Source organism: Actinophytocola sp. (genome assembly GCF_050699915.1).
GTDB lineage: Bacteria > Actinomycetota > Actinomycetes > Mycobacteriales > Pseudonocardiaceae > Actinophytocola.
Genome location: NZ_JBOHGA010000107.1, coordinates 1 through 20,223 on the forward strand (window position 1 = coordinate 1; position 20,223 = coordinate 20,223).

Here is a 20,223-nt window from a genome sequence, read left to right on the forward strand (position 1 = left end):
AGCGCGAACCGCTCGGCCGCGAGCCGCGCCGCGGCCAGTGCCTCGGGCCAGGCGCCGTGCAGCTGCATGATCTCCGAGCGGTGCACCTGGCACTGGCCGGTGTAGGGCACCAGGTCGGGCTGGGCGTCGCACCACCGGCTCAGCGCCGCGGTCCACTCCCGGGCCCGACGCAGGTCGAACGTCTCCTGACAGGCCTCGATGACCCCGCAGTAGACGTCCCCCGCGACGAAGGCCGACACCTCCCCGGCGGTGACCGCGACCATCAGCTCGTCGAGCAGCGCGACGCTCTCCGCCGGCCGGCCGAGCCGGATGAGCGCGCGGGCCTGGACGTGGTGGGCGAGCGCCACCAGGTCCGGGTCGGCGAACCGGGCGCCGATCGCCGCCGCGCGCTCGGCCCGCTCCGCGCCGCCCAGATGGTCGCCCTCGATGACGTGCTGCCGCGCCTCGGGCAACAGCAGGTAGCCGTGCACGGCGCACTCGGGCCGGTCGTCGAGCGCGCGGGCGGCGCGGCCGAGCCACCCGTTGCCGAGGCCGACCTCGCCGCGGTTGAGCAGGACGAACGCGAGCCAGAAGGCGCAGCGAGCGGCGCCCTCGGGCGTGGTGTGCGCCCGGTAGGCGCGGGTCCAGACCTCGACGCAGTCCCGGCCGGTGAGCTGTGCGGCGGTGGCGAGCCGTTCGAGGTTCGCGGCGTCCAAGCCGCCCTGCGCGTCGGCGGCGGACAGCTCGGCGAACGCGGTCGCCCAGGCCTGCACGTCGAACGCCGCCCGACCCCGGTCGGTCGTGGTCATCGGCTCACCCGGCACGGCCACACCGTACGCTGACCAGGTGGTCGCCCCCGCTGTGTCGCCGGAGTCGCCGGCACCTTCCGACAAACCGGACGAACGACCGCCGCGCTGGGACCTCCCGGTCCGGATGCTGGCGGTCGCGGCGGCCGGGGTGCTGCTCTACCTCAGCGGCCCGCCGCGCACGCTGTGGTGGCTCGCGCCGATCGCGTTCGCCGTACTCGGCTGGGTGATCCGCGACCGGCGCGCCAGGGCCGGGTTCGGCTACGCGACGCTCTTCGGGCTCGGCTACATGGTCCCGCTGCTGGCCTGGACCGGCGAGTTCGTCGGCCTGGTCGCCTGGCTGCCGCTGGCGGCCGTCGAGGCCGCGCTCATCGGGCTGGCCGGCGCGGCCATCGCCGTGGTCGGCGTGCTGCGGGCCTGGCCGCTGTTGGCGGCGCTGCTGTGGGTCGCCGGCGAGATGCTGCGCTCGGTCTTCCCGTTCGGCGGCTTCCCGTGGGGCAACGTCGCGTTCACCCAGCCGGAAGGCGCCTTCCTGCCGCTCGCCGCGGTCGCCGGCTCGCCGCTGATCGCGTTCGCCGTGACGCTGACCGGCTTCGGGCTCACCGCGCTCGCCGGCCGGCTCAGGGCCCGCGAGCGCAGCGCTCGGCAGCTGCTCACGCCCGCGCTCGCCGTGGTGCTGCCGATCGCCGCCGCGGTCGGTGCCCTGCCGCTGGTCGGCACCGACGCCAACGCCGGCGAGGCGACGGTGGCGGTCGTGCAGGGCAACGTGCCGCGTGCGGGCCTGGACTTCAACGCCCAGCGCCGGGCCGTGCTCGACAACCACGTCGCGCGCACCGAACAGCTCGCCGAGGACGTCGACGCCGGCCGGGAGCCTCGACCGGACCTGGTGATCTGGCCGGAGAACTCCTCGGACATCGACCCGTACCGCAACCCCGACGCGTGGGCCGGCATCGAGCGCGCCGCGGAGGCGGTCGACGCGCCGATCGCCGTCGGCTCGGTGCTCATCGGCGACGACGACCTGCCGCGCAACACCGTGCTGCTGTGGGACCCCGAGCGCGGTCCGGTCAACCAGTACACCAAGCGCCAGCTGCAGCCCTTCGGCGAGACGATGCCGTGGCGGTCCCTCTTCCGGCTGTTCACCTCGGCGGTGGACAAGGCCGGCCGGTTCGTGCCCGGCGACGAGGCGACGATCTTCGACATGGGCGGCGCCAAGGTCGGGCTCGCGACCTGTTACGAGGTGGCGTTCGACGACGTGGTCCGGGACTCGGCGAAGGGCTCGACCATGCTCGCGGTGCCCACGAACAACGCCACGTTCGGCTACACCGAGATGACCTACCAGCAGCTGGCCATGGACCGCGTGCGGGCCGTCGAGCACGGCCGGACGGTGGCCGTGGCGGCGACGAGCGGGGTCAGCGCGTTCGTGCTCCCGGACGGCTCGGTCACCCAGAAGACCGGCCTGTTCACCGACGCGGCCCTGGTCGAACGGGTGCCGCTGCGGTCAACGACTACGCTGTCCGATCGACTCGGTTCGAGCCCGGCGTGGGTCCTGACGATCCTCGGGCTCGGCGCGTTCGCGGCGGGAGTGCTCGTGCGGCGCCGCCGGCGAGTCAGCCCGTAGCCCGGAACGGCCGGCGCGAGCGCGTCGAGGAGGAGGAGAACAACCTATGGCGGACCAGCTCGAGCCGGTGCTGGTGGTAGTCCCGACCTACAACGAGCGGGACAACATCGAGTCGATCGTTGCCCGGCTTCACGCGGCCCTGCCGAAGGCGCACGTCCTCGTCGTCGACGACGGCAGCCCGGACGGCACCGGCGAGATCGCGGACGAGCTGGCCCGCGGCGACGCCGACGGGCGGGTGCACGTCCTGCACCGCGCGGAGAAGAACGGCCTGGGCGCGGCCTACGTCGCGGGGTTCCGGTGGGGGCTGGACCGGGACTACGCGGTGCTGGTGGAGATGGACGCCGACGGCTCGCACGCCCCGGAGGACCTGCCGCGGATCATCGACGCGCTCGGCGACGCCGACCTCGTGATCGGCTCCCGGTACGTGCCGGGCGGCCGGGTGGTGAACTGGCCGAAGCGGCGGTACTTCCTGTCCTACGGCGCGAACGTCTACTCGCGGCTGGCCCTGGGCGCGAAGGTCAAGGACATCACCGGCGGCTTCCGCGCGTACCGGCGGGCGGCGCTGGAGAAGATCCGTATCGACAACGTCGCCTCGCAGGGCTACTGCTTCCAGATCGACCTCGGCTGGCGGACGATCGAGGCTGGCTTCACGGTGGTCGAGGTGCCGATCACGTTCACCGAGCGGGTGCACGGCCAGTCGAAGATGTCGGGCGACATCATCCGCGAGGCCCTGATCCGGGTGACCAAGTGGGGCCTGCGCCGCCGCGGCACCCAGGTGCGGTCGGTGTTCCGGAGGGGCGTGTGACGCACTGGGTCGAGGGGGAGTGGCGTTGGGGCGACGAGCTCGACGCCGTCGCGGCCGCGCCCCGCTCGCACCGGGTGGTGTTCGAGAACTCGCACGTGCGGGTGCTGGAGGTGACCCTCGAGCCGGGCGTGCACGAGCCCGAGCACACGCACCGCTGGTCGAGCGTGATGATGACCGACGGGCCGGCGCGGATCCGCTACCGCATCGGTGACGAGGTGACCTTCGAGTCGCCCGACCCGCTGCCGCCGCGCACCGAGCTCGACGGGTCCTGGTGCCCGCCGGAGGGGCCGCACTCGGTGGAGAACATCGACTCGCACCCGTTCCACGCGATCCGGGTGGAGTTCAAGGACCGCTGAAAGTGCCACTGAACAGGCACGACAAGCCGAATGCCACATCGGGATGGATTGTCCCGGATGTGGCATTCGGCGGTAGGTAAGCCGCGGGAGGGCTTACGCGGAACGACTACGGCGGACCTTCAGCTCCTCGAGGCGCTCGGCCAGCAGGTCCTCCAGCTCGGGGATGCTTCGTCGCTCGAGCAGCATGTCCCAGTGTGTGCGCGGCGGCTTGACCTTCTTGGCCTCCGGCTCGGTGCCGTCGATCAGCTTCGACACGGTGCCGTGCAGGCGACACTCCCACACCGCCGGTACCTCGGCGTCGTCCGAGAACGGCACCTCGAACTCGTGGTCCTTCGGACACGCGTACCGGATGGTGCGGCGAGGGGCGAGGTCGTGGTTACGATCGGTCTCGTAGCTGACCGCGCCAAGTCGGCTTCCACGGAGTACACGGTCGGCCATCGCGAATCCTTTCGTTCGGTTCGAGGCTCCCGGCTCGAACCAGGGTGGTGCTCACCAAGAGCAACGCCGAAGGCGGCTGTTTCGTTCCCGCCTGCGACACTTGGTTGCTCAGTGTGATCTCCGGTTTCCCCGCTCCTGCAGTTTCCACCGTGAAGACGGTGCTTAAACATGTTCGTGACGCAGCTGTCTCAGGATTGCGGTATTCATCACCCATCTGGCCGACAAAGCTGCGCCTGATGGCCCGCAACTCGCATCGACGCCCGTCAGGCGAGGCTGAGCTGTCCCTGTGCCGCGACGGTCGGTCCCAGATCGCCCAGCCGGAAGTGTCTCCGACACAGGACTTGGTAACGCACAGTAGTCGCCTGAGTGGAATGTGGTGACTCACGTTCCGTATCCGCCACCAGTACCGTGTCGCCGGCGCGAACGACCTCGCCGTCGACCACGCGGGCGTTGAACCGGGCCGGCAGCCCGCACCAGCACAGCACGTCGACCTGGACCGGCTGCAGGTCGTCCGCCAGCTCGAAGAGCCGGCGCGAGCCGGGGAACAGCTCGCTGCGGAAGTCCGTCGCGATGCCGAAGCAGTACACGTCGACCTGCACGTCGTCCGCGAGCTCGGCGAGCTGGTCGACCTGGTCGGGCGCGAGGAACTGCGCCTCGTCGACGATCAGGTAGTCGACCCGCACGCCCTCGGCCCACCGGGCGCGAACCAGGTCGCGTACGTCGACGCCGGCGTGCACCTCGATGGCCGTGCGCGTGATCCCGATCCGGCTGGTGATCTGTGCCTTGCCGGACCGGTCGTGGTGCACCAGCAGCAGCCCGCGCCGCCCCTGCCGCGCCTGGTTGTGGTCCACCTGCAGTGCGAGCGTCGACTTTCCGCAGTCCATCGGCCCGTAGTAGAACCGCAGGTGCCCGACCACCGGCGCACCACGCCGCGACCCCGCGGCGGGCACCGCGGACAGCGCGTCGGTCGGATCGTCGAGGAGATGCGGCATCGGTTCCACGAGCGGCCACCCTATCGACAGGCCCTCTAGAGGACCTTCGGCTCCGGGTTGCCGACCGCCTGGATCGCCCGGCGCACCGGGACGAAGAACATCAGCACCAGGCCGACGAAGAAGAAGACCACCAGCGAGATGATCGCCGGCCGGTAGGACCCGGTCGCGCCCGCGACGATCGCGAACAGCGCCGGCCCCATCCACGACGTGGCCCGCTCGCCGATCTCGTAGATCGAGAAGTACTGGGCCTCCTTGCCGGCCGGCACCATCTGGCTGAACAGCGACCGGGACAGCGCGTTCGTGCCGCCGAGCACTAGGCCGATGCCGACCGCGAGCAGGTAGAACTGCATCGCCTGGCCGGCCTGCACGAAGTACGCCGCGCCGATCACGAGCACCCAGACCGTCAGGCTCAGCATGATCGTGCGCTTGGCGCCCAGCCGGCGTGCGACCAGCCCGTGCAGCATGCCGCCGAAGAACGCCACGAACTGCACGATGAGGATCGTGGAGATCAGCACCGTCTGGGAGAAGTTCAGCTCCTCGCTGCCGTACTGCGCCGACACGTTCGCCACGGTGGCGATGCCGTCGGTGTAGATCAGGTACGTGCCGAGGAACGCGAGCGTCAGCGGGTAGGCCCGGGCCAGCTTGATCGTGTTGCCGAGCTCGCGGAGGCCGCCCCGCAGCACGCCGGCGCCGTCCTCGGTGCCGTGCGGGCGCTGGTGGTTCTTCAGCCGGCTCAACGGGATCAGCGTGAACCCGGCCCACCACAGGCCGGACATGAGGAACGCGAGCTGCGCGGCGTTGCCCTCGGTCAGGCCGAGCGACTCGTGCGAGAGGTACACAGCGAGCTGCAGCGCGAGCGCGAGCCCGCTGCCGAGGTAGCCGAACGCCCAGCCGCGGGTGGACAGCCCGTCCCGCTCGTCGGCGGTCGCGATCTCCGGGATGAACGAGTAGTAGATCACCACCGACGTGCCGAAGCCGATGTTGCCGAGGATGAACAGGATGACGCCGAGCTGCCAGTTGGTGCCGCTCACCAGCGCCATCAGCGCGGTGGCCGCGGCCCCGCCGAACGCGAAGACCGCGAGCATGCGCTTCTTGTTCTGCGTGCGGTCGGCGATGGCGCCCATCAGCGGGACGATCAGGACCTGCACGATCGTGGCCGCGGCGAGCAGGTACCCCCACAGGGAGCCGGTCTGGAAGTGCCAGCCGAACACGGCGATCTGGCAGTCCACGAGCTTGTTCGTGCCGCCGTCGCCGTCGGACGGGCAGGGGTTGGGGCCGTTGGTGGCCTTGTCCGCGATCGCGGCCTCCGCGGCGATCGCGGTGAGGTAGAGCGCCCCGAAGACGGTGATGACCGAGGTGGGGAACACCGAGTTCGCCCAGTCGTAGAACACCCAACCGCGCTGCTCGCGGCTCCGGTCAGGCGCGTTGCCGACCGCTTCCTGGTCACCCACAACGCTCACGACCGCGCCTCGCAGGCTCGGCCCGGCCGCTCGCGGTCGCCCTGTGACCTTGGTTCGCTCGCAAGCTCGCTCACAACATTCCTCCATCCAGCAACCGGCACGCGGGGACCTTAGCGGGCAGCCGACCGAAGGTGATCGACTCGCCCGACCTGATGCCAAACGGTGCCCTGTAGGCAGGAAGACGTTCGGCGTGTCGCTACCGTCTGCGACCAAAGGGGCGTGCGATGCTGAAGTGTTCGAAGTTGCGGTTGTGACTTCTGTGAAACGTGTTTACGGTCGGCAAGCATGAGCGGAAGACGCATGCTTGTCCGTTTTCTCCTGATCGCCCTCGCCGGCTTCGGCGTCCAGTTCGCCCTCACCGGCTCCGCCGCCGCCGACCCACACTCCAGCTCCTGGGCCCGGCTGCGGATGTGCGAGTCCAGCGGCCGCTACGACATCGTCGCCTCGCACGGCGGCTACTACGGCGCCTACCAGTTCGACCTGCCCACGTGGCGCAGCGTCGGCGGCCAGGGCTACCCGCACCGGGCGAGCCCCCGCGAGCAGGACTACCGCGCGCTGTACCTGTACCGGATGCGCGGCTGGCAGCCGTGGACGTGCGCGCGCAAGCTCGGCCTGCGCGAGGACGGGCACGCGCGCAGCAAGCGAGTGCCGACCTACGCCGAGTCGGCCTACATCGGCGGGGGCGGCCCGGCGCCGCGGCCGCCGACCGGCGGGATGCCGCCGTGGCCGGGCAAGGTCTACGTCTACGGCGACTGCGACTCGCAGCTGCGGACCTGGCAGCTGCGGATGAACCGGTTCGGCTACGACTTCGAGGGCACCGGCTGCTACTACGCGGAGACCCGCGCGGCCGTGCTCGCCCTGCAGCGCGCCAACGGCATCAAGACCTCCGGCAAGCTGGGCCCGCAGACCTGGACCGCGGCGTGGAAGGGCAAGCCGCCGGTCGGCTGAACCGGCTCCGGGCGGCCCGCCCACGACAGCGGGCCGCCCGGCCCATCACCGGCTGGCTCGGTCCGCGTTCGCCCGCACGTGACGCCGGCCAAGGAAGATCGCGAGACCGAGCGTCGCGACGACGGCCAGCGCGAGCAGGCTCCACGGCGGCGCGGAACCCGACTCGTCGGCGGTCGCCTGGCTCCGAGGTGCGACCGCCGGCTGCGCGCCAGTCGGCTCCGCGGCTGGTTCGGCGGGCTCGGCCGTTCCTGCCGGGCCGATCAGCTCGGCGTCCGGGGCGGTCGGCGGTAACGACGGCCGGACCGCGCCCCATTCGTGCGGCGCCCGCCCGAGGACCTCGCTCGGTGCGATCCGCACCGCGCCCGGCACGGTGACCGTCGCGACGAGCCCGTCGCTCATGAGCACCCCGTGCTTGGCGGCGATGGTCCAGGTTCCCTTGTGCGGGAACACGACCTCGGCGGCGTAGTGGCCGTCGGTCGGGCTCTGCGTCCCGGCGAACTCGACGACGTCGCCCTTCTCGTCGGTGGCGGTCAGGGCGGTGGGCCCGAGGTCGCCACCCATGTACGGGTAGGAGCCGTGCTGCAGTACCCAGTACCCGAACGTGTACGTGACACCCGGTTCGATGCGTGGTGGCGTCGGGTCCAGCAGCGTCTCCGCCCAGTTCCCCGCCTGCGCGGTGGACGTCATGAGCAGCCCGCTGGTCAACACGGTCACCAGCACCACGAGGATTCTCTTCATGCCCTGACTACACCGCCGCCCACCGCGCGGTTCCGCCAGGATTCGGTGGAACCCCGACGCGCCGGCCGGTGTATCAGGGGTGGTCGAGGAGGACGCCCACGGACGTGACACCTGACGCTGAGACAACCGACGGCGAGGCGGTGACCCGGGCCCGCACGGGCGACCAGGAGGCGTACGCGCTGCTGGTCGCGCGCTACGGCGCGCTCGCGCACCGGACCGCCTACCTGCTCGGTGCCGCGGACGAGGCCGAGGACGTCGTGCAGGAGTCGTTCGTCAAGGCGTTCCGCGGGCTCGGCTCGTTCCGGGACGGGGCGCCGTTTCGGCCGTGGTTGCTGCGGATCGTCGCCAACGAGACCAGCAACCTGCACCGCGGCTCGCGGCGGCGGCGCTCGCTCGAGCTGCGCCTGGCCGAGCCCGACGTGGACCCGGTCGAGCCCGAGCGCGCGGCCGTCGCCGCGGACGCGCGGGCCAGGGTGCTGGAGGCGGTCAACGCGATGTCCTACCGGGACCGCCAGGTGCTGACCTGCCGGTTCTTCCTCGACCTGACCGAGGCCGAGACCGCCGAGGTGCTCTCGTGGCCGCGCGGCTCGGTGAAGTCGCGGCTCTCGCGGGCGATCGGCAAGCTGCGCCGCGTGCTGCCGGCCCGACTCGTGGAGGAGGTGGCCAGTGACTGACGACGAGCGGATCGAGGCCGCCCTGCGCGAGGTCGGCGGCCGCCTCGCGGTGCCCGACCCGCCGGCGAACCTGGCCACGGCCGTCCTCGCCCGGCTCGACGAACCCGAGCCGGTGTCCCGGCGGCTCCGGTCCAGGCTCGTGCCGCGCCTGGTGGCGGCCGTCATGGCCCTGCTGCTCGCGCTCGGCGTGGTGATGGCCGTGTCGCCGACCGTGCGCGCCGCGGTCTTCGACTTCCTGCGCATCGGCGGCGTGGAGATCCACTACGAGCCGCCGCCGGTCGAGCCGACGACCGACGACCCCGCGGCGCCGGGGGAGCGGGACGTCACGCTCGAGCAGGCCCGCGCCGCCGTGCCGTTCGACGTGCGGGTGCCGGCGCTGCTCGGCGATCCCGACAAGGTCCGCCTGCTCTCCGACGTCGACGGCGCCCCGCCGCGGGCGGTCTCGCTGCACTACCGCGACGCGCGCGTGGACGAGCTCCCCGGCCGGGTCTCGCCGTTGTTCGAGAAGTTCACCCGGCAGTCCGACGTGGTCCGCACCGACGTCGACGGCGCCCCGGCGGTGTGGATCCCGCGCCCACACCCGGTCCTCTACGTCGACGTCCACGGCGTCATCCAGGAGGAGGCCGCCCGCCTCGCCGCGAAGACCCTCATCTGGGAGGCGAACGGGATGACCTACCGCCTCGAGGGCGACTTCACCCAGGTGCAGGCGGAGCGGATCGCCGGATCGCTGCGGTGACTGGGTGACGATGCCGTGACTAGGCCGCCCACAGGCCGCGCTCGCGCAGCACGTCCCGCAGCACACCCGGGCGGTCGGTCATCAGGCCGTCCACGCCCAGGTCGATCAGCTCGCGCATCTGGCCCGGCTCGTCGATCGTCCACACGTGCACCTCGACGCCCCGCCGCCGGGCCGCCGCGATCAGCCGCTTGTCCACCACCGTCAGGTTGCCCTGGCGCACCGGCACCTGCGCGATCCGCTGATGTCCCCGCCGGCCCGACACCCAGGACGGCAACCGGCCCGCCGCCCACAGCGCGGCGATCGCCTTCGTGCCCATCGACGTCAGCACGTCCTCGCCACCGAGGCGCCGCACCCGCTGCAGCCGCGCCTCCGAGAACGACGCCACGCACACCCTGCGCAGCGCGTTCGCCTTGCGCAGCGTGTCGAGCAGCGGCTGGATCGCCGACTCGGCCTTCACGTCGATGTTCAGGAACGCGTCCGGCAGCTCCTCCAGGAGGTCCGACAGCCGGCTGACCGGCTCGCGGCCGCCGATCTTGGCCCGGCCGACCACCGACCAGGGCAGCTGCGCCACGACGCCGCTGGCGTCGGTCGTGCGGTCCAGCACGGGGTCGTGGTGCACCACGACCACGCCGTCGCTCGTGGCGTGCACGTCGGTCTCCAGGTAGCGGTAGCCCTCGGTCACGGCGCGGCGAAACGCCGCCAGCGAGTTCTCCATGCCGGCCAGCTCGTCGTAGTGCCAGCCGCGGTGGACGAACGCGCGCGGGTAGGGCCCGGAGAAGAAGGCATGGTCATGCAGGCTGTGACGCACGCCCCGAGTCTGCCTCAGCGGCGTGGCGGATGGGTGCATGGATCGTGGCCAGATAGCGTCGAGCACATGGCGCAGCGCCCCACTACTCCGTACGACCCACGATGACGGCGCCGGAACGGCTTAAATCACGCATCGAGCCACGGCACTGCGGATGGTGCGGTCTCCGCCTTCCGGAGGAGGGCCGGGTCGGTCGGCCGCGCCGGTACTGCTCGCAATCCTGCAGGCAGCGGGCCTACGAGCGTCGCTCGGCCGTCCAGCGCGGCGGCCTTCCGGAGGACGCCGTAGTCCTGTCGGCGGGTGAGTTGACCGATTTGCAGGACCGGCTGTTCCAGCTACGCTGCGCAGCCGAGGACGTGGTCACGGCAGCGGAAGACGGGGCCGCGCCCGGCGAGCTGAAAGACCTGGCAGCGCAGGTTGTCCGCAGCGCTCGTGGGCTCGAACGGCTGCGCTGAGCCAAGCTCGTCGTCTACTCTTTCGCGCACAGTTGCCGCAACAACCAACGAGGCGTCGGGAATGAGCACCGAGAGCACGGTAGGTGCCGAGGTGCTGGCTGCCGTGCTCGACTCGGCGGACACCGCGTTCGCGGTCACCGATCCCCGCGGCCGGGTGCGCTGGGTGAACAAGCCGATGGCCGAGCTGCTCGAGCTCACCGCCGAGCAGGCCGCCAACCGGTCCCTGCCGGCGCTGATCGCCGGCCTGCCGGCCGAGCCGGCGCCCGAGGGCGTGCTGCTCTCGCTGGCCACCGGCGACGGGGGACATCGCTGGCTCGAGGCGCGCTGCTCGGAGCTGCCCGGCGACCGGCTGCTGTACCGGGTGTCCGACGTCAGCCGGTGGCGCGAGCTGAGCGTCGACCCTCAGCAGCGCGGCACCTGGGAGACCGAGCTCGTCCGCCTCGCCGACGAGGACCCGCTGACCGGCCTGCTCAACCGCCGCGCGCTGACCCGCGAGCTGGAGCGCCACCTCGCCCTCGGCGGCAGCGGCACGCTGCTGGTCCTCGACCTGGATCACTTCAAGGACATCAACGACCTGCGCGGCCACCCGGCGGGGGACCGGGTCATGGTCATGCTCGCCGACGTGCTGCGCGACCATCTCGACAGCGGGCACGCGCTCGGGCGCCTCGGCGGCGACGAGTTCGCCGTGGTGCTAGCCGACACCGAGGTCGACGCCGCCGTGGGGATCGCCGACCGGCTGCGCGGCGCGGTCGCCGCGATCCCGCTCACCGGCAACGGCGGCACCACGCGCACCACCGTCAGCGCCGGCGTCGCACGGTTCCGCTCGGGCGACAGCTGGCAGGCCGTGCTCGCCAACGCCGACCTCGCGCTGCACGCCTCGAAGTCCGCCGGCCGCAACCGGGTCACGGTCTACGAGCACGGCCACTACACCGACACCGCGTTGCGAGTCACCGTGACCGACCGGGTGCGCGACGCGCTGGCCAACGGCGGACTCGCCCTGCACGCCATGCCGATGGTCAAGCTCGGCAGCAACCGCGTCGTCGGCCACGAGCTGCTGCTGCGGATGGAGGACGGCCGCGAGCCCTACCTCGGGCCGGGGGAGTTCCTGCCCGCGATCGAGCGCGGCGACCTGGTGTTCGACATCGACCGCTGGGTTGTCGGCACCGCGATCGACACGCTCGTCGCCCACCCGTACCCGGGCCTGCGGTTCAACGTGAACGTCTCCGGCCGGACGCTGGAGGACGAGGACTTCGGCGACTTCGTGCTCGGCCGGATCGCCGCCGCCGGCGTCGCGCCCGGGCGGCTCGGGTTCGAGATCACCGAGACCGCGGCCGTCACCAACCTTGCCGCGGCGCGACAGCTAGCGCAGCGCCTGCGGGCCAGCGGCTGCCGAATCTCGCTGGACGACTTCGGCGCCGGGTTCGGCTCGTTCGTCCACTTGAAACAGTTGCCGATCACCGGAGTGAAGATCGACGGCGAGTTCGTCCGCGGCATCGACTACGGCAGCCGCGACACAGTGCTGGTGCAGGGGATCGTCGACATCGCCCGCGGGCTGGGCATCTCCGTGGTGGCCGAGTGGGTCGAGCGGGCCAGCCAGGTCGACGCGCTGGCCCGGCTCGGCGTCCGCGTCGCTCAGGGCTTCCACCTCGGCAAGCCGGAGCCGCTGGCGGACCTGCTGTCGCGCCCGCACGCCGCGTGGGTGCGCCGGCCGCGGCTGATCCCGCCGGTGACCGAGGAGCGGCTCTCGGAGAAGACCGCCGCCGACTGACGCCACCGAGACGCCACCGGGCCGGCCGTGACCGTGCCGTGGCCGGATCGTGCCCTCGACAGCGGTAGTCAACCGTTACTCGAGACGCCGCGGCGACGATGGGGATTACAAGTCTCACCAGTATCACCGAGCAGGGGCGGTGCGCGATGTCCCAGTCGATGGCGAAACACGACACCAACGCCGAGATCAGCGGCCTGCAGATCTGCATCCAGAACACGGACGCCCAGATCGACGCCGCCCTCGACGCCGACGACCGCCGCGCGTTCCGGGTCTGGTGCCTGCGCCGCGCCTCGCTGATCGCCCGCGTGGAGCGCGTCCTGGTCGAGGCCGCGCACGCCGCCTGACCGACCTAGTTACGTCACGTGACGAAATAGGTGGGGTAGTCGGGGGCCGGCGGGGAAGTCCGCATCGACGCCGCAGGGCGTCTTTCGGAGCTCAGGTTCGAGCCATGTTCCGGGTGAGCCTCGTGCCATGAGGTGTTTGAGCGGCCGGTTGGCCTCCGGAACGGCTCGGCGTCGCCGGCGTCGTCTACTGAGGACTCGGCCCGCTCTCTCTGGTTCTCGCTAAGTTCGATAATCTACATTATGTCAACTAGCGGGGACCGGCTCGCTCCCCGAGGACGTCCAGGTAGTGCTGGTTGTACATGAAGCCCAGCACGTTGCCGAACGGGTCCACCACCGACGCCGTGACGAACCCGTCGCCCCGCTCGATCACCGGCTGGTGCTCGGTGGCGCCCATGGCGAGCAGCCGGTCCAGCGTCGCCCGCACGTCGTCCACCGCCCAGAACATGATCTGGCCGGCCGGCTTCTCCGTCGGGTGCGGCTGGTAGGACCGGTGGACGATGCCGAGCTCGTCCATCGAGTCTCCGATGCGGAACTCGATGTACCCGCCGGGTACCTCGAAGTACGCGTCCACGCCCAGGAACTCGGCGTACCACTCGCGTGCGGCGGCCAGGTCGTCGGTGTAGTAGTTGATCGTCGCGAAGCCTCGCAGCATCGGTTCGTTCCCTTCTCTCGGATCTCTCGAGAGCAAGCATCCAGGGATAAGTGCTCACGTACTGAGCACTTTCTTTGAGAGGATGGCTCCATGCGCGCCGACCGCCTCGTGGCCACCCTGCTGCTGATGCAGTCGCGGGGCCGGGTCACCGCCGCGGAGGTCGCCGCGGAGCTCGAGGTCTCCGTCGCGACAGCCCGCCGTGACCTGGAGGCGCTGTCCACCGCCGGCATCCCGGTCTACCCGCAGCCCGGCCGTCGCGGCGGCTGGTCGCTGGTCGGTGGCGCCCGCACCGATCTGTCCGGCCTGACCGCGGCCGAGGCACAGGCGTTGTTCCTGCTCGTCGGACCCGCGGCGGCCGTGGCTCCGGAGGCCAAGGCCGCGCTGCGCAAGCTCGTGCGGGCGCTCCCGCAGACCTTCCGCGCCGACGCCGAGGCAGCCGCCGACGCCGTGGTGATCGACCCGGTGCGGTGGGGCGACCAGGTGCGCGAGCGGTCCGGGACCGTTGAGCTGTTGCAGCGGGCCGTCGTGCGGCGACGGAAGGTGCGCTTCACGTACCAGGGCCGCGGGCAGGCCCGCACCGAGCGTGTCGTCGATCCATGGGGTCTGGTCGACAAGGACGACATCTGGTACCTGGTCGCCGGCACCGAGCGCGGCCGGCGCACGTTCCGGGTCGACCGCATCGCTGACGCAGTCCTGACCGACGAGGAGGCCGAGCGGCCGGCGGACTTCGAGCTGGCGCCGGCCTGGGAGGAGGTCGTCGCCGAGGTCGAGCGGCGCCGCTCCCCCGTGTCGGCGGTGATCTTGATCGAGGCTCGGTTCGTGCCCGTCCTGCGACGCCAGTTCGGCCGGCACTGCGAGGTCCTCGGCGAAGAGGCCGACGGCCGTGCCCGGCTCCGCCTCGCCGCCCACATGCCGCTGTCCATCGCCGAGCGAGTCGCGGGCTGGGGTGACACGATCGAGGTCGTCGACTCCCCCGCCGTCGAGGCGGAGCTGGCTCGATCGGCGCCGAGCTCAAAGCGCGGTACGGCTGAACCCGGCGTCTGGAATCGACATGTAGACACGGCGACATGTCGACGAATGGACAAGGCGACTCAGTGGGTCGCCGGTCCGCCTTCGGGAGTCGATTCCCTCTCGTCGGTCGCTTTGATCAACTGACCATAGGGCACCCGGCGCGAGCCCGCATCCCCTGCGCGCGGGAGGCACGCGTCAGGCGCCGTGCCAGGTCTGCCACAGGTGGGCGTACGCTCCCCCGGCCTCGACGAGCTCGTCGTGGCTGCCCAGTTCGGTGATCCGGCCGTCGGCCATGACCGCGACGCGGTCGGCGTAGTGCGCGGTGTGCAGCCGGTGCGCGATCGCGATCACCGTGCGGCCGGCGAGGACCGCGCCCATCGCGCGCTCGGCGTGCCGGGCGGTGGCCGGGTCGAGCAGCGCGGTGGCCTCGTCGAGGATCACCGTGTGCGGGTCGGCGAGTACCACCCGGGCGAGCGCGAGCTGCTGGGCCTGGGCGGCGTCGAGCGCGACGCCGCCGGGGCCCAGCTCGGTGTCGAGACCGGCGGGCAGCGTGTGCACCCAGTCGGCCTCGACGGCGGCGAGCGCGGCGAACAGGTCGGCGTCGGCGGCGGCCGGCGCGGCGATCGCGAGGTTGTCCCGCATGGTGCCGATGAACACGTGGTGCTCCTGGGTGACCAGGACGATCCGCCGCCGCAGCTCGTCCGGGGCGAGGCCGGCGACCGGCACGCCGCCGACGGTCACCGCCCCGGCCCGGGGTGCGTCGACGCCGGCGAGCAACCGGCCGAGGGTGGACTTGCCGGCCCCGGACGGGCCGACGATGGCGAGCCGCTCCCCCGGCCGCACGTCCAGGTCGACGCCGTGGAGCACGTCGCCGTGCTCGACCTGGTACGCGTAGCGCACGCCGGTGACCTCGATCCGGTCGTCGCGCGGCGGGTCGCCCGGCTCGACCGGGCCGGCTGTCGACAAGGCGCCGACACCCTTGATCCGGGCCATCGAGGCGCTGCTGCGCTGGAGGTTCTCCAGCCACATGAGCACCCGGGTGAGCGGGTCGAGGACCTGCATCGTGTACAGAGCCGCGGACACGACCGCGCCGAGGCTCGCGTGGCCGCCGGTGTAGAGCAGCCCGCCGACGACGAGCACGGAGCCGGTCGCGACGACGTGGGAGATTTCGATCTGCGGGAACAGGACGCAGCGCAGGAACAGTGTGTACACCCGGGTCCGGTAGGCCTCGGCGACCGTGCGGTCCCCGGCGTCGACGCGGCGGCGCTGCAGGCCGAATGCCTCCACGGTGCGGGCGCCGTCCGCGGTGGCGGCGAGCGTCTCCGACATCTCCGAGTTGGCCGCGCCCTCGGCGAGGTAGCCGTCGCGGGCCCGGCGCAGGTACCAGCGCGTCGCGAACCACATCCCGCCGAGCCCGGCGAGCATGCTGAGCCCGAGCAGCGGGTGGATCACGAACACGGCGCCGAGGATGAACACCGTCTGCAGCGTGCCGACGAACACGTTGGGCGCCGCGTCGCGCAGCGCGTTGCCGACGATCGCGATGTCGCCGGTGGTGCGGGCCATCAGATCGCCGGTGCCGGCACGCTCCACGACCGAGGTGGGCAGCGTCAGCGTGCGGTCGACGAACTCCTCGCGCAGCCGGGCCAGCGAGCGTTCGGCGAAGCGGTGCGCGAGGTAGTGGGCGAGTCGGGTGAGCAGCACGTGGGCGACCGCGAACCCGACGATCGCGAGCGCCAGCGTGTCCACTGTGGACGCCGAAGGGTGGCCACCCTCCACGTGGTTGACGATGCGGCCGATCAGCCAGGGCGCGGCGAGCCCGGCGGCGGCCGCGAGGCTGTGGGTGAGCAGCACGAGCACGGTGCCGCGCCGGTCGGTGGTGACGAGCTCCCGGTTGGCCCGCCGCACCTCGGCACGGCCGGCCACGGGCAGGCGCGAGCCGTCCTCCGGCGCCGGGGTGACAGGGGCCGTGGTCACACCAGCTCCTCCTCGCTGCCGCGGTAGGCGAGGGAGCGGTAGCCGGGCTCGGTCGCGAGCAGGTCGGCGTGGGTGCCGGTGGCGGCGACGCGGCCGTCGACGAGGAAGGCGACACGGTCGGCGCGGTCGAGCAGCAGCGGGGAGGTGCCGACGACGACGGTGCCGCGGCCGCCGCGGGTCTCGCGCAGGCGGGCCGCGACGACGGACTCGGTGTGGGCGTCGACCGAGGAGGTCGGCTCGACGAGGATCAGCACCTCGGGGTCGGCGAGCAGCGCGCGGGTCAGCCGCAGCCGCTGGCGCTGCCCGCCGGACAGGTCGCGGCCCTGGGCCTCGAGGTGGGAGTCGAGCTCGTCTGGCAGGCCGGTGACGATGTCCTCGGCGGCGGCGGTGTGGACGGCGGCGCGGATCTCGGGGTCGTCGTGGTCGCGTTCGGTGGCGACGGTGTCGCGCAGCCGCCCGGCGAACAGGTAGGCGTCGTTGTCGGCGACGAGGATGCGCCGGTGGACCTCGGCGGCGGGCATCGCGGCGAGGGGCCGGCCGCCCCAGGTTGCGTCGGAGTCGACGTAGCGGCCGAGCCGGTCGACGACGGCGAGCGCGTCGGTCGGCGACGCGGCGGCGACCGCGAGCAGCTCGCCGGGGTGCACGGTGAGGCCGGAGCGCGGGTCGTGCAGGTCGGCGGGCCGGGGCGGGCACGGCGTGGCCGCGCGGTCGGGCACCGTCGGCGCCACGTTCAGCACGCGGACCACACGCCGCGCGGCGACGAGCCCGCGGTTGACGTCCTGCGCGCCCTCGATGAGGAAGTACACCGGGGTGGCGAGTACCGCGACGTAGCCGTAGACCGCGATCATCTCGCCGACGGTGATCTCGCCGGCCGCGGTCATCCGGGCGGCGAGCCAGGTGACCGCGGCGAGGAACAGGCCCGGCAGGCCGACGGTGACGGCCACGATCCAGCTGGATACCGCGGCGACCCGGTAGCCCTTGTCGCGCAACGCGCCGGACTCGCGGTGGTAGCGGCCGGCGAAGCGGTCCTTGCCGCCGATGCCGCACAGCACGCGCAGGCCCGCGACGATGTCGCCGGCACGGGCGGCGAGCGCGCCCTGCTGCTCGCGGTAGGCGGTCTCGGTGGCACGCATCCGGTTGAGCTGCGGGCCGAGCGAGAGTAGTAAAGCCGGGACGCCGAGCAGCACGACGAGCGCGAGCAGCGGGGAGATGCCGACGAGCAGGACCGCGACCACGGCGTAGGCGGCGACCGCGCCGACGCCGGGACCGGTGGTGGTCATCGTGCGCATGATGCGGTCGAGGTCGGCGGCGCCGATGGAGACGACCTCGCCGGTGCTGACGCGGCGGGGCAGCTCGGCGCCGACGCGGACGGCGTGGCGGACCACGACCTGGACGGTGCGGAAGCCGGCGTCGAGCCGGATGAACGTCATCGTGCGGTGCCGCAGGATCCCGATGCCCGAGTTGGCCACGCCGGCGAGCACGATCATGCCGACCCAGAAGCCGAGCGCGCTCATGCTCCGCGTGCGCAGCCCGTCGTCGACGGCTCGGGCGATGAGGTAGGGCGGGACGACGAGGGCGACCATCCAGGTGCTGCCGAACAGCACGCCGAGGCAGATCCGGCCCGGCTGCTTTCGTACCAGCCAGAGCAGATAGCGAAGTTCGCCCCGGGAGTCCGGTACGCCGGGATCTGCGTACGGGACTCGCAGGCGCATGCCCTCACCTTACGAACCACCTCGCGCCGACGTAATTCAATAGTCGTCGTTTCGCTCCCGGCGTGCTGGGGAACGCGGGTTCGCTGGGGCGTCGCTCGACCGGCCGCGGAGCGGTGCGGCGGTGCGGACGCCGGTCGTGAGAGTCTGGAGTGGATGGACACGTTGCGCTGCTCGGCATGGGCCGAGCTCATCGGAGAGCCGCTGGCCGGGACGGCGGCCACGGCTCGGTCGTGGCTGGCCCTGGAGCAGCCCGGCCCGTGGGGTCGCGACGCCCTGTCCGCGAGCCACCTCGACTCCGGCGTCGCCCGCGAGCTCGCCACGCTCGCGGCCGGCACGGGCGTGCGGATCGTGCTGATCCGCCGGCCCGGCAGCCACCCCGACCGGCACCGCCCGATCCCGCGCCACGTGTACCTCGCGCACACCGCCCCCGGCAACACCTGGCTCGAGCGGGCGACGATCACCGACCCGAAGGCGCTGCTGGACCTGGACTTCCTCCGTGCCGGCGCCGGTGAGCCGGGGCTGCTCGGCGCGCGGACGCCCGATCCCCTGCTGCTTGTGTGCACCAACGGCCGGCGCGACGTGTGCTGCGCGCTGCGCGGTCGCCCGCTCGCCGCCGCGGTGGCGGCCGACCACGGCGAGACGGTGTGGGAGTGCACGCACATCGGCGGGCACCGCTTCTCCCCCACGGCCGTGCTGCTGCCGACCGGGTACGCCTACGGCCACCTCGACGCAGCGGCCGGCTCCCGGCTGCTGACCGAGCCCGGCGTGGTCACCGACGACTGCCGGGGCCGCTCGACGTGGCCGCCCGCCGGGCAGGTCGCCGAGCTCGAGGTCCGTGCGCGGCTCGGCGAGGCGGACCCGGACGCGCTGCAGGTGGTGGGCATCGAGGAGACGGGCGTTGGCACTACGCATCTCGTCACCGTGGCGGCGCCGGGCTCGGAATGGCGGGTCACGGTGGTCGAGCGCGAGGCGGGTCCGACGCGCCCGGCCAGCTGTGCGGCGGCGCCGACCCCGGCGATCGGGTTCGCGGTGGAGAGTGTCAGCCGCGGCTAGCGTCCAGCGCCTCGTCGAGGTCGGCGAGCACGCGGGACTTCGGCCGGGCACCGACGAAGGTGCAGATCGGCTCGCCGTCGCGGAAGAGGATCATCGTGGGCAGCGACAGCACCTGGTAGGCGACGGCGGTCCGCTGGTTCTCGTCGGAGTTGATCTTGCGGATGGACAGCATGTCCGCCCGCTCCCGCGCGATCTCGGCGAGCACGGGCTCGATCATTCGGCAGGGCGGGCACCAGGTGGCCCAGAAGTCGACGAGCACTGGCTTGTCGCTGCGCAGGATCTCGGCTTCGAACGTGTCGTCGGTGACCGCTGTCAGGTCGGTCATGGCTGCTCCTGGCACGGGTGGCGGGCGAGCGCGTCGGTGAGCTTGCCGGCCAGCTCTGCGCGGACGGCGGCGAGCCGCTCGAGGCAGGCGTCCACCTCGGCGAGCTTGCGCCGGTAGACCTCGATCGAGTCGCTGCACGCGTCGCCGGCGGGGTTGCCGGCTCGCAGACACTCGACGAAGGGCCGGGTGTCGTCGAGGGTGAGGCCGACGGTCTGCAGCGCCCGGATCTCGGTGACCAGGCGGAGGTCGTCCTCGCCGTAGTCGCGGTATCCGTTGGCGGACCGCTGCGCTCGCAGCAGCCCCTGGGACTCGTAGAACCGCAGCGCGCGGGTCGTCGTGCCCGCGCGGCGGGCGAGCTCACCGATTCGCATGCGGCCGAGCGTAGACATTCACGCGCACGTCAAGGCAAGAACGACGACGCCCCCGCCGGTCTGGCGGGGGCGTCGTCGGAACCGGATCTGTCAGTAGCGCGGCGGGTCGTCGGACAGCTCGGTCGACTCCGGCGGCCGGCCCGGTTGCGGCGGCTGCTGGGCCGGCGGGACCTGCTGGACGGGCGGCGCCGGCGGTGCTGGTG

The 20,223-nt window shown here is 72.3% G+C and carries 20 protein-coding genes and 2 pseudogenes; 11 read left to right on the forward strand and 11 right to left on the reverse strand.

Annotated elements, in window-relative coordinates; genetic code table 11:
• A pseudogene (locus ACRDSK_RS19260) lies at positions 1 to 788 on the reverse strand (hypothetical protein); the annotation flags it as partial.
• Between the two features lie 37 nt (positions 789 to 825).
• On the opposite strand from ACRDSK_RS19260, the gene lnt reads away from it, so the two are divergent.
• Genes lnt through ACRDSK_RS19275 form a run of 3 tightly spaced genes read left to right on the forward strand, consistent with a single transcriptional unit; the run spans position 826 to position 3,564 of the window.
• Entirely contained in the window at positions 826 to 2,403 is a 1,578-nt protein-coding gene (lnt, locus tag ACRDSK_RS19265) for an apolipoprotein N-acyltransferase (protein ID WP_431442491.1), read from the forward strand.
• 46 nt (positions 2,404 to 2,449) lie between these two features.
• Entirely contained in the window at positions 2,450 to 3,208 is a 759-nt protein-coding gene (locus ACRDSK_RS19270; RefSeq protein WP_431442493.1) for a polyprenol monophosphomannose synthase, read from the forward strand.
• Complete coding sequence (locus ACRDSK_RS19275) at positions 3,205 to 3,564, forward strand: hypothetical protein (RefSeq protein WP_431442495.1); 360 nt, start codon at positions 3,205 to 3,207, stop codon at positions 3,562 to 3,564. Before ACRDSK_RS19270 ends, ACRDSK_RS19275 begins: the two co-directional genes overlap by 4 nt.
• A 93-nt stretch (positions 3,565 to 3,657) precedes the next feature.
• Here the strand turns inward: ACRDSK_RS19275 and ACRDSK_RS19280 are convergent, their stop codons facing one another.
• The 3 genes from ACRDSK_RS19280 to ACRDSK_RS19290 all read right to left on the reverse strand — a co-directional run bounded on the left by ACRDSK_RS19280 (position 3,658) and on the right by ACRDSK_RS19290 (position 6,454).
• Positions 3,658 to 4,002: an RNA polymerase-binding protein RbpA gene (locus tag ACRDSK_RS19280; RefSeq protein WP_431442497.1), complete on the reverse strand. Its 345-nt coding sequence runs from the start codon at positions 4,000 to 4,002 to the stop codon at positions 3,658 to 3,660.
• A 263-nt stretch (positions 4,003 to 4,265) separates the two neighbouring features.
• Positions 4,266 to 4,994, reverse strand: a complete 729-nt coding sequence (locus tag ACRDSK_RS19285; RefSeq protein ID WP_431442527.1) for a thymidine kinase — start codon at positions 4,992 to 4,994, stop codon at positions 4,266 to 4,268.
• A 35-nt stretch (positions 4,995 to 5,029) separates the two neighbouring features.
• Positions 5,030 to 6,454, reverse strand: coding sequence for an MFS transporter (locus ACRDSK_RS19290; RefSeq protein ID WP_431442499.1), 1,425 nt, complete (start codon positions 6,452 to 6,454; stop codon positions 5,030 to 5,032).
• 285 nt (positions 6,455 to 6,739) lie between these two features.
• Here ACRDSK_RS19290 and ACRDSK_RS19295 point away from each other — a divergent pair, with 285 nt between their 5' ends.
• Positions 6,740 to 7,402: a transglycosylase family protein gene (locus ACRDSK_RS19295; protein ID WP_431442501.1), complete on the forward strand. Its 663-nt coding sequence runs from the start codon at positions 6,740 to 6,742 to the stop codon at positions 7,400 to 7,402.
• A 45-nt stretch (positions 7,403 to 7,447) separates the two neighbouring features.
• Here ACRDSK_RS19295 and ACRDSK_RS19300 read toward each other — a convergent pair whose 3' ends face one another.
• Complete coding sequence (locus ACRDSK_RS19300) at positions 7,448 to 8,140, reverse strand: hypothetical protein (RefSeq protein ID WP_431442503.1); 693 nt, start codon at positions 8,138 to 8,140, stop codon at positions 7,448 to 7,450.
• A 104-nt stretch (positions 8,141 to 8,244) separates the two neighbouring features.
• Between ACRDSK_RS19300 and ACRDSK_RS19305 the strand changes: the two genes are divergently transcribed.
• Both ACRDSK_RS19305 and ACRDSK_RS19310 read left to right on the forward strand, forming a co-directional pair.
• Entirely contained in the window at positions 8,245 to 8,814 is a 570-nt protein-coding gene (locus ACRDSK_RS19305) for an RNA polymerase sigma factor (RefSeq protein WP_431442504.1), read from the forward strand.
• Positions 8,807 to 9,550, forward strand: coding sequence for a hypothetical protein (locus ACRDSK_RS19310; RefSeq protein ID WP_431442506.1), 744 nt, complete (start codon positions 8,807 to 8,809; stop codon positions 9,548 to 9,550). Before ACRDSK_RS19305 ends, ACRDSK_RS19310 begins: the two co-directional genes overlap by 8 nt.
• A 19-nt stretch (positions 9,551 to 9,569) precedes the next feature.
• Here the strand turns inward: ACRDSK_RS19310 and ACRDSK_RS19315 are convergent, their stop codons facing one another.
• The gene (locus ACRDSK_RS19315; protein WP_431442507.1) at positions 9,570 to 10,397 is read right to left on the reverse strand and encodes a glycerophosphodiester phosphodiesterase; all 828 of its coding nucleotides are present in this window, start codon (positions 10,395 to 10,397) and stop codon (positions 9,570 to 9,572) included.
• Between the two features lie 62 nt (positions 10,398 to 10,459).
• On the opposite strand from ACRDSK_RS19315, the gene ACRDSK_RS19320 reads away from it, so the two are divergent.
• The 3 genes from ACRDSK_RS19320 to ACRDSK_RS19330 all read left to right on the forward strand — a co-directional run bounded on the left by ACRDSK_RS19320 (position 10,460) and on the right by ACRDSK_RS19330 (position 12,922).
• Entirely contained in the window at positions 10,460 to 10,810 is a 351-nt protein-coding gene (locus tag ACRDSK_RS19320) for a hypothetical protein (RefSeq protein WP_431442509.1), read from the forward strand.
• Between the two features lie 61 nt (positions 10,811 to 10,871).
• The gene (locus ACRDSK_RS19325; protein ID WP_431442511.1) at positions 10,872 to 12,578 is read left to right on the forward strand and encodes a putative bifunctional diguanylate cyclase/phosphodiesterase; all 1,707 of its coding nucleotides are present in this window, start codon (positions 10,872 to 10,874) and stop codon (positions 12,576 to 12,578) included.
• 158 nt (positions 12,579 to 12,736) lie between these two features.
• Positions 12,737 to 12,922, forward strand: coding sequence for a hypothetical protein (locus ACRDSK_RS19330; RefSeq protein ID WP_431442513.1), 186 nt, complete (start codon positions 12,737 to 12,739; stop codon positions 12,920 to 12,922).
• Positions 12,923 to 13,169: 247 nt separating this feature from the next.
• Here the strand turns inward: ACRDSK_RS19330 and ACRDSK_RS19335 are convergent, their stop codons facing one another.
• A complete protein-coding gene (locus tag ACRDSK_RS19335) occupies positions 13,170 to 13,574 on the reverse strand; it encodes a VOC family protein (RefSeq protein ID WP_431442515.1) in 405 nt (134 codons plus the stop codon).
• A 90-nt stretch (positions 13,575 to 13,664) separates the two neighbouring features.
• Here ACRDSK_RS19335 and ACRDSK_RS19340 point away from each other — a divergent pair.
• Positions 13,665 to 14,605, forward strand: a pseudogene (locus ACRDSK_RS19340) (helix-turn-helix transcriptional regulator).
• Positions 14,606 to 14,780: 175 nt separating this feature from the next.
• Here the strand turns inward: ACRDSK_RS19340 and ACRDSK_RS19345 are convergent.
• Together ACRDSK_RS19345 and ACRDSK_RS19350 are read right to left on the reverse strand one after the other, a co-directional pair.
• Positions 14,781 to 16,559: an ABC transporter ATP-binding protein gene (locus ACRDSK_RS19345; RefSeq protein ID WP_431442517.1), complete on the reverse strand. Its 1,779-nt coding sequence runs from the start codon at positions 16,557 to 16,559 to the stop codon at positions 14,781 to 14,783.
• Positions 16,556 to 18,271 (reverse strand): ABC transporter transmembrane domain-containing protein, encoded by a 1,716-nt coding sequence (locus tag ACRDSK_RS19350; RefSeq protein WP_431442519.1) that lies wholly within the window; start codon positions 18,269 to 18,271, stop codon positions 16,556 to 16,558. The genes ACRDSK_RS19345 and ACRDSK_RS19350 overlap by 4 nt, the downstream gene beginning before the upstream one ends.
• Before the next feature lie 153 nt (positions 18,272 to 18,424).
• Here ACRDSK_RS19350 and ACRDSK_RS19355 point away from each other — a divergent pair, with 153 nt between their 5' ends.
• Complete coding sequence (locus ACRDSK_RS19355; protein ID WP_431442521.1) at positions 18,425 to 19,324, forward strand: sucrase ferredoxin; 900 nt, start codon at positions 18,425 to 18,427, stop codon at positions 19,322 to 19,324.
• Here the strand turns inward: ACRDSK_RS19355 and trxA are convergent.
• Positions 19,311 to 19,649, reverse strand: a complete 339-nt coding sequence (trxA, locus tag ACRDSK_RS19360) for a thioredoxin (RefSeq protein WP_431442523.1) — start codon at positions 19,647 to 19,649, stop codon at positions 19,311 to 19,313. The two genes, ACRDSK_RS19355 and trxA, sit on opposite strands and share 14 nt — an antisense overlap.
• Positions 19,646 to 20,020: a MerR family transcriptional regulator gene (locus ACRDSK_RS19365; protein WP_431442525.1), complete on the reverse strand. Its 375-nt coding sequence runs from the start codon at positions 20,018 to 20,020 to the stop codon at positions 19,646 to 19,648. The genes trxA and ACRDSK_RS19365 overlap by 4 nt, the downstream gene beginning before the upstream one ends.
• Positions 20,021 to 20,223 lie beyond the last annotated feature (203 nt).

Excerpts from the sequence above, each read along its gene's own strand:
- ACRDSK_RS19285 (WP_431442527.1), bottom strand. The coding sequence starts at position 4,994 with ATGCCGCATCTCCTCGACGATCCGACCGACGCGCTGTCCGCGGTGCCC.
- ACRDSK_RS19330 (WP_431442513.1), top strand. The coding sequence starts at position 12,737 with ATGGCGAAACACGACACCAACGCCGAGATCAGCGGCCTGCAGATCTGC.
- ACRDSK_RS19365 (WP_431442525.1), bottom strand. The coding sequence starts at position 20,020 with ATGCGAATCGGTGAGCTCGCCCGCCGCGCGGGCACGACGACCCGCGCG.
- ACRDSK_RS19355 (WP_431442521.1), top strand. The coding sequence starts at position 18,425 with ATGGACACGTTGCGCTGCTCGGCATGGGCCGAGCTCATCGGAGAGCCG.
- ACRDSK_RS19280 (WP_431442497.1), bottom strand. The coding sequence starts at position 4,002 with ATGGCCGACCGTGTACTCCGTGGAAGCCGACTTGGCGCGGTCAGCTAC.
- ACRDSK_RS19270 (WP_431442493.1), top strand. The coding sequence starts at position 2,450 with ATGGCGGACCAGCTCGAGCCGGTGCTGGTGGTAGTCCCGACCTACAAC.
- ACRDSK_RS19295 (WP_431442501.1), top strand. The coding sequence starts at position 6,740 with ATGAGCGGAAGACGCATGCTTGTCCGTTTTCTCCTGATCGCCCTCGCC.
- ACRDSK_RS19320 (WP_431442509.1), top strand. The coding sequence starts at position 10,460 with ATGACGGCGCCGGAACGGCTTAAATCACGCATCGAGCCACGGCACTGC.
- ACRDSK_RS19325 (WP_431442511.1), top strand. The coding sequence starts at position 10,872 with ATGAGCACCGAGAGCACGGTAGGTGCCGAGGTGCTGGCTGCCGTGCTC.
- trxA (WP_431442523.1), bottom strand. The coding sequence starts at position 19,649 with ATGACCGACCTGACAGCGGTCACCGACGACACGTTCGAAGCCGAGATC.
- ACRDSK_RS19350 (WP_431442519.1), bottom strand. The coding sequence starts at position 18,271 with ATGCGCCTGCGAGTCCCGTACGCAGATCCCGGCGTACCGGACTCCCGG.
- ACRDSK_RS19315 (WP_431442507.1), bottom strand. The coding sequence starts at position 10,397 with ATGCACCCATCCGCCACGCCGCTGAGGCAGACTCGGGGCGTGCGTCAC.
- ACRDSK_RS19300 (WP_431442503.1), bottom strand. The coding sequence starts at position 8,140 with ATGAAGAGAATCCTCGTGGTGCTGGTGACCGTGTTGACCAGCGGGCTG.
- ACRDSK_RS19335 (WP_431442515.1), bottom strand. The coding sequence starts at position 13,574 with ATGCTGCGAGGCTTCGCGACGATCAACTACTACACCGACGACCTGGCC.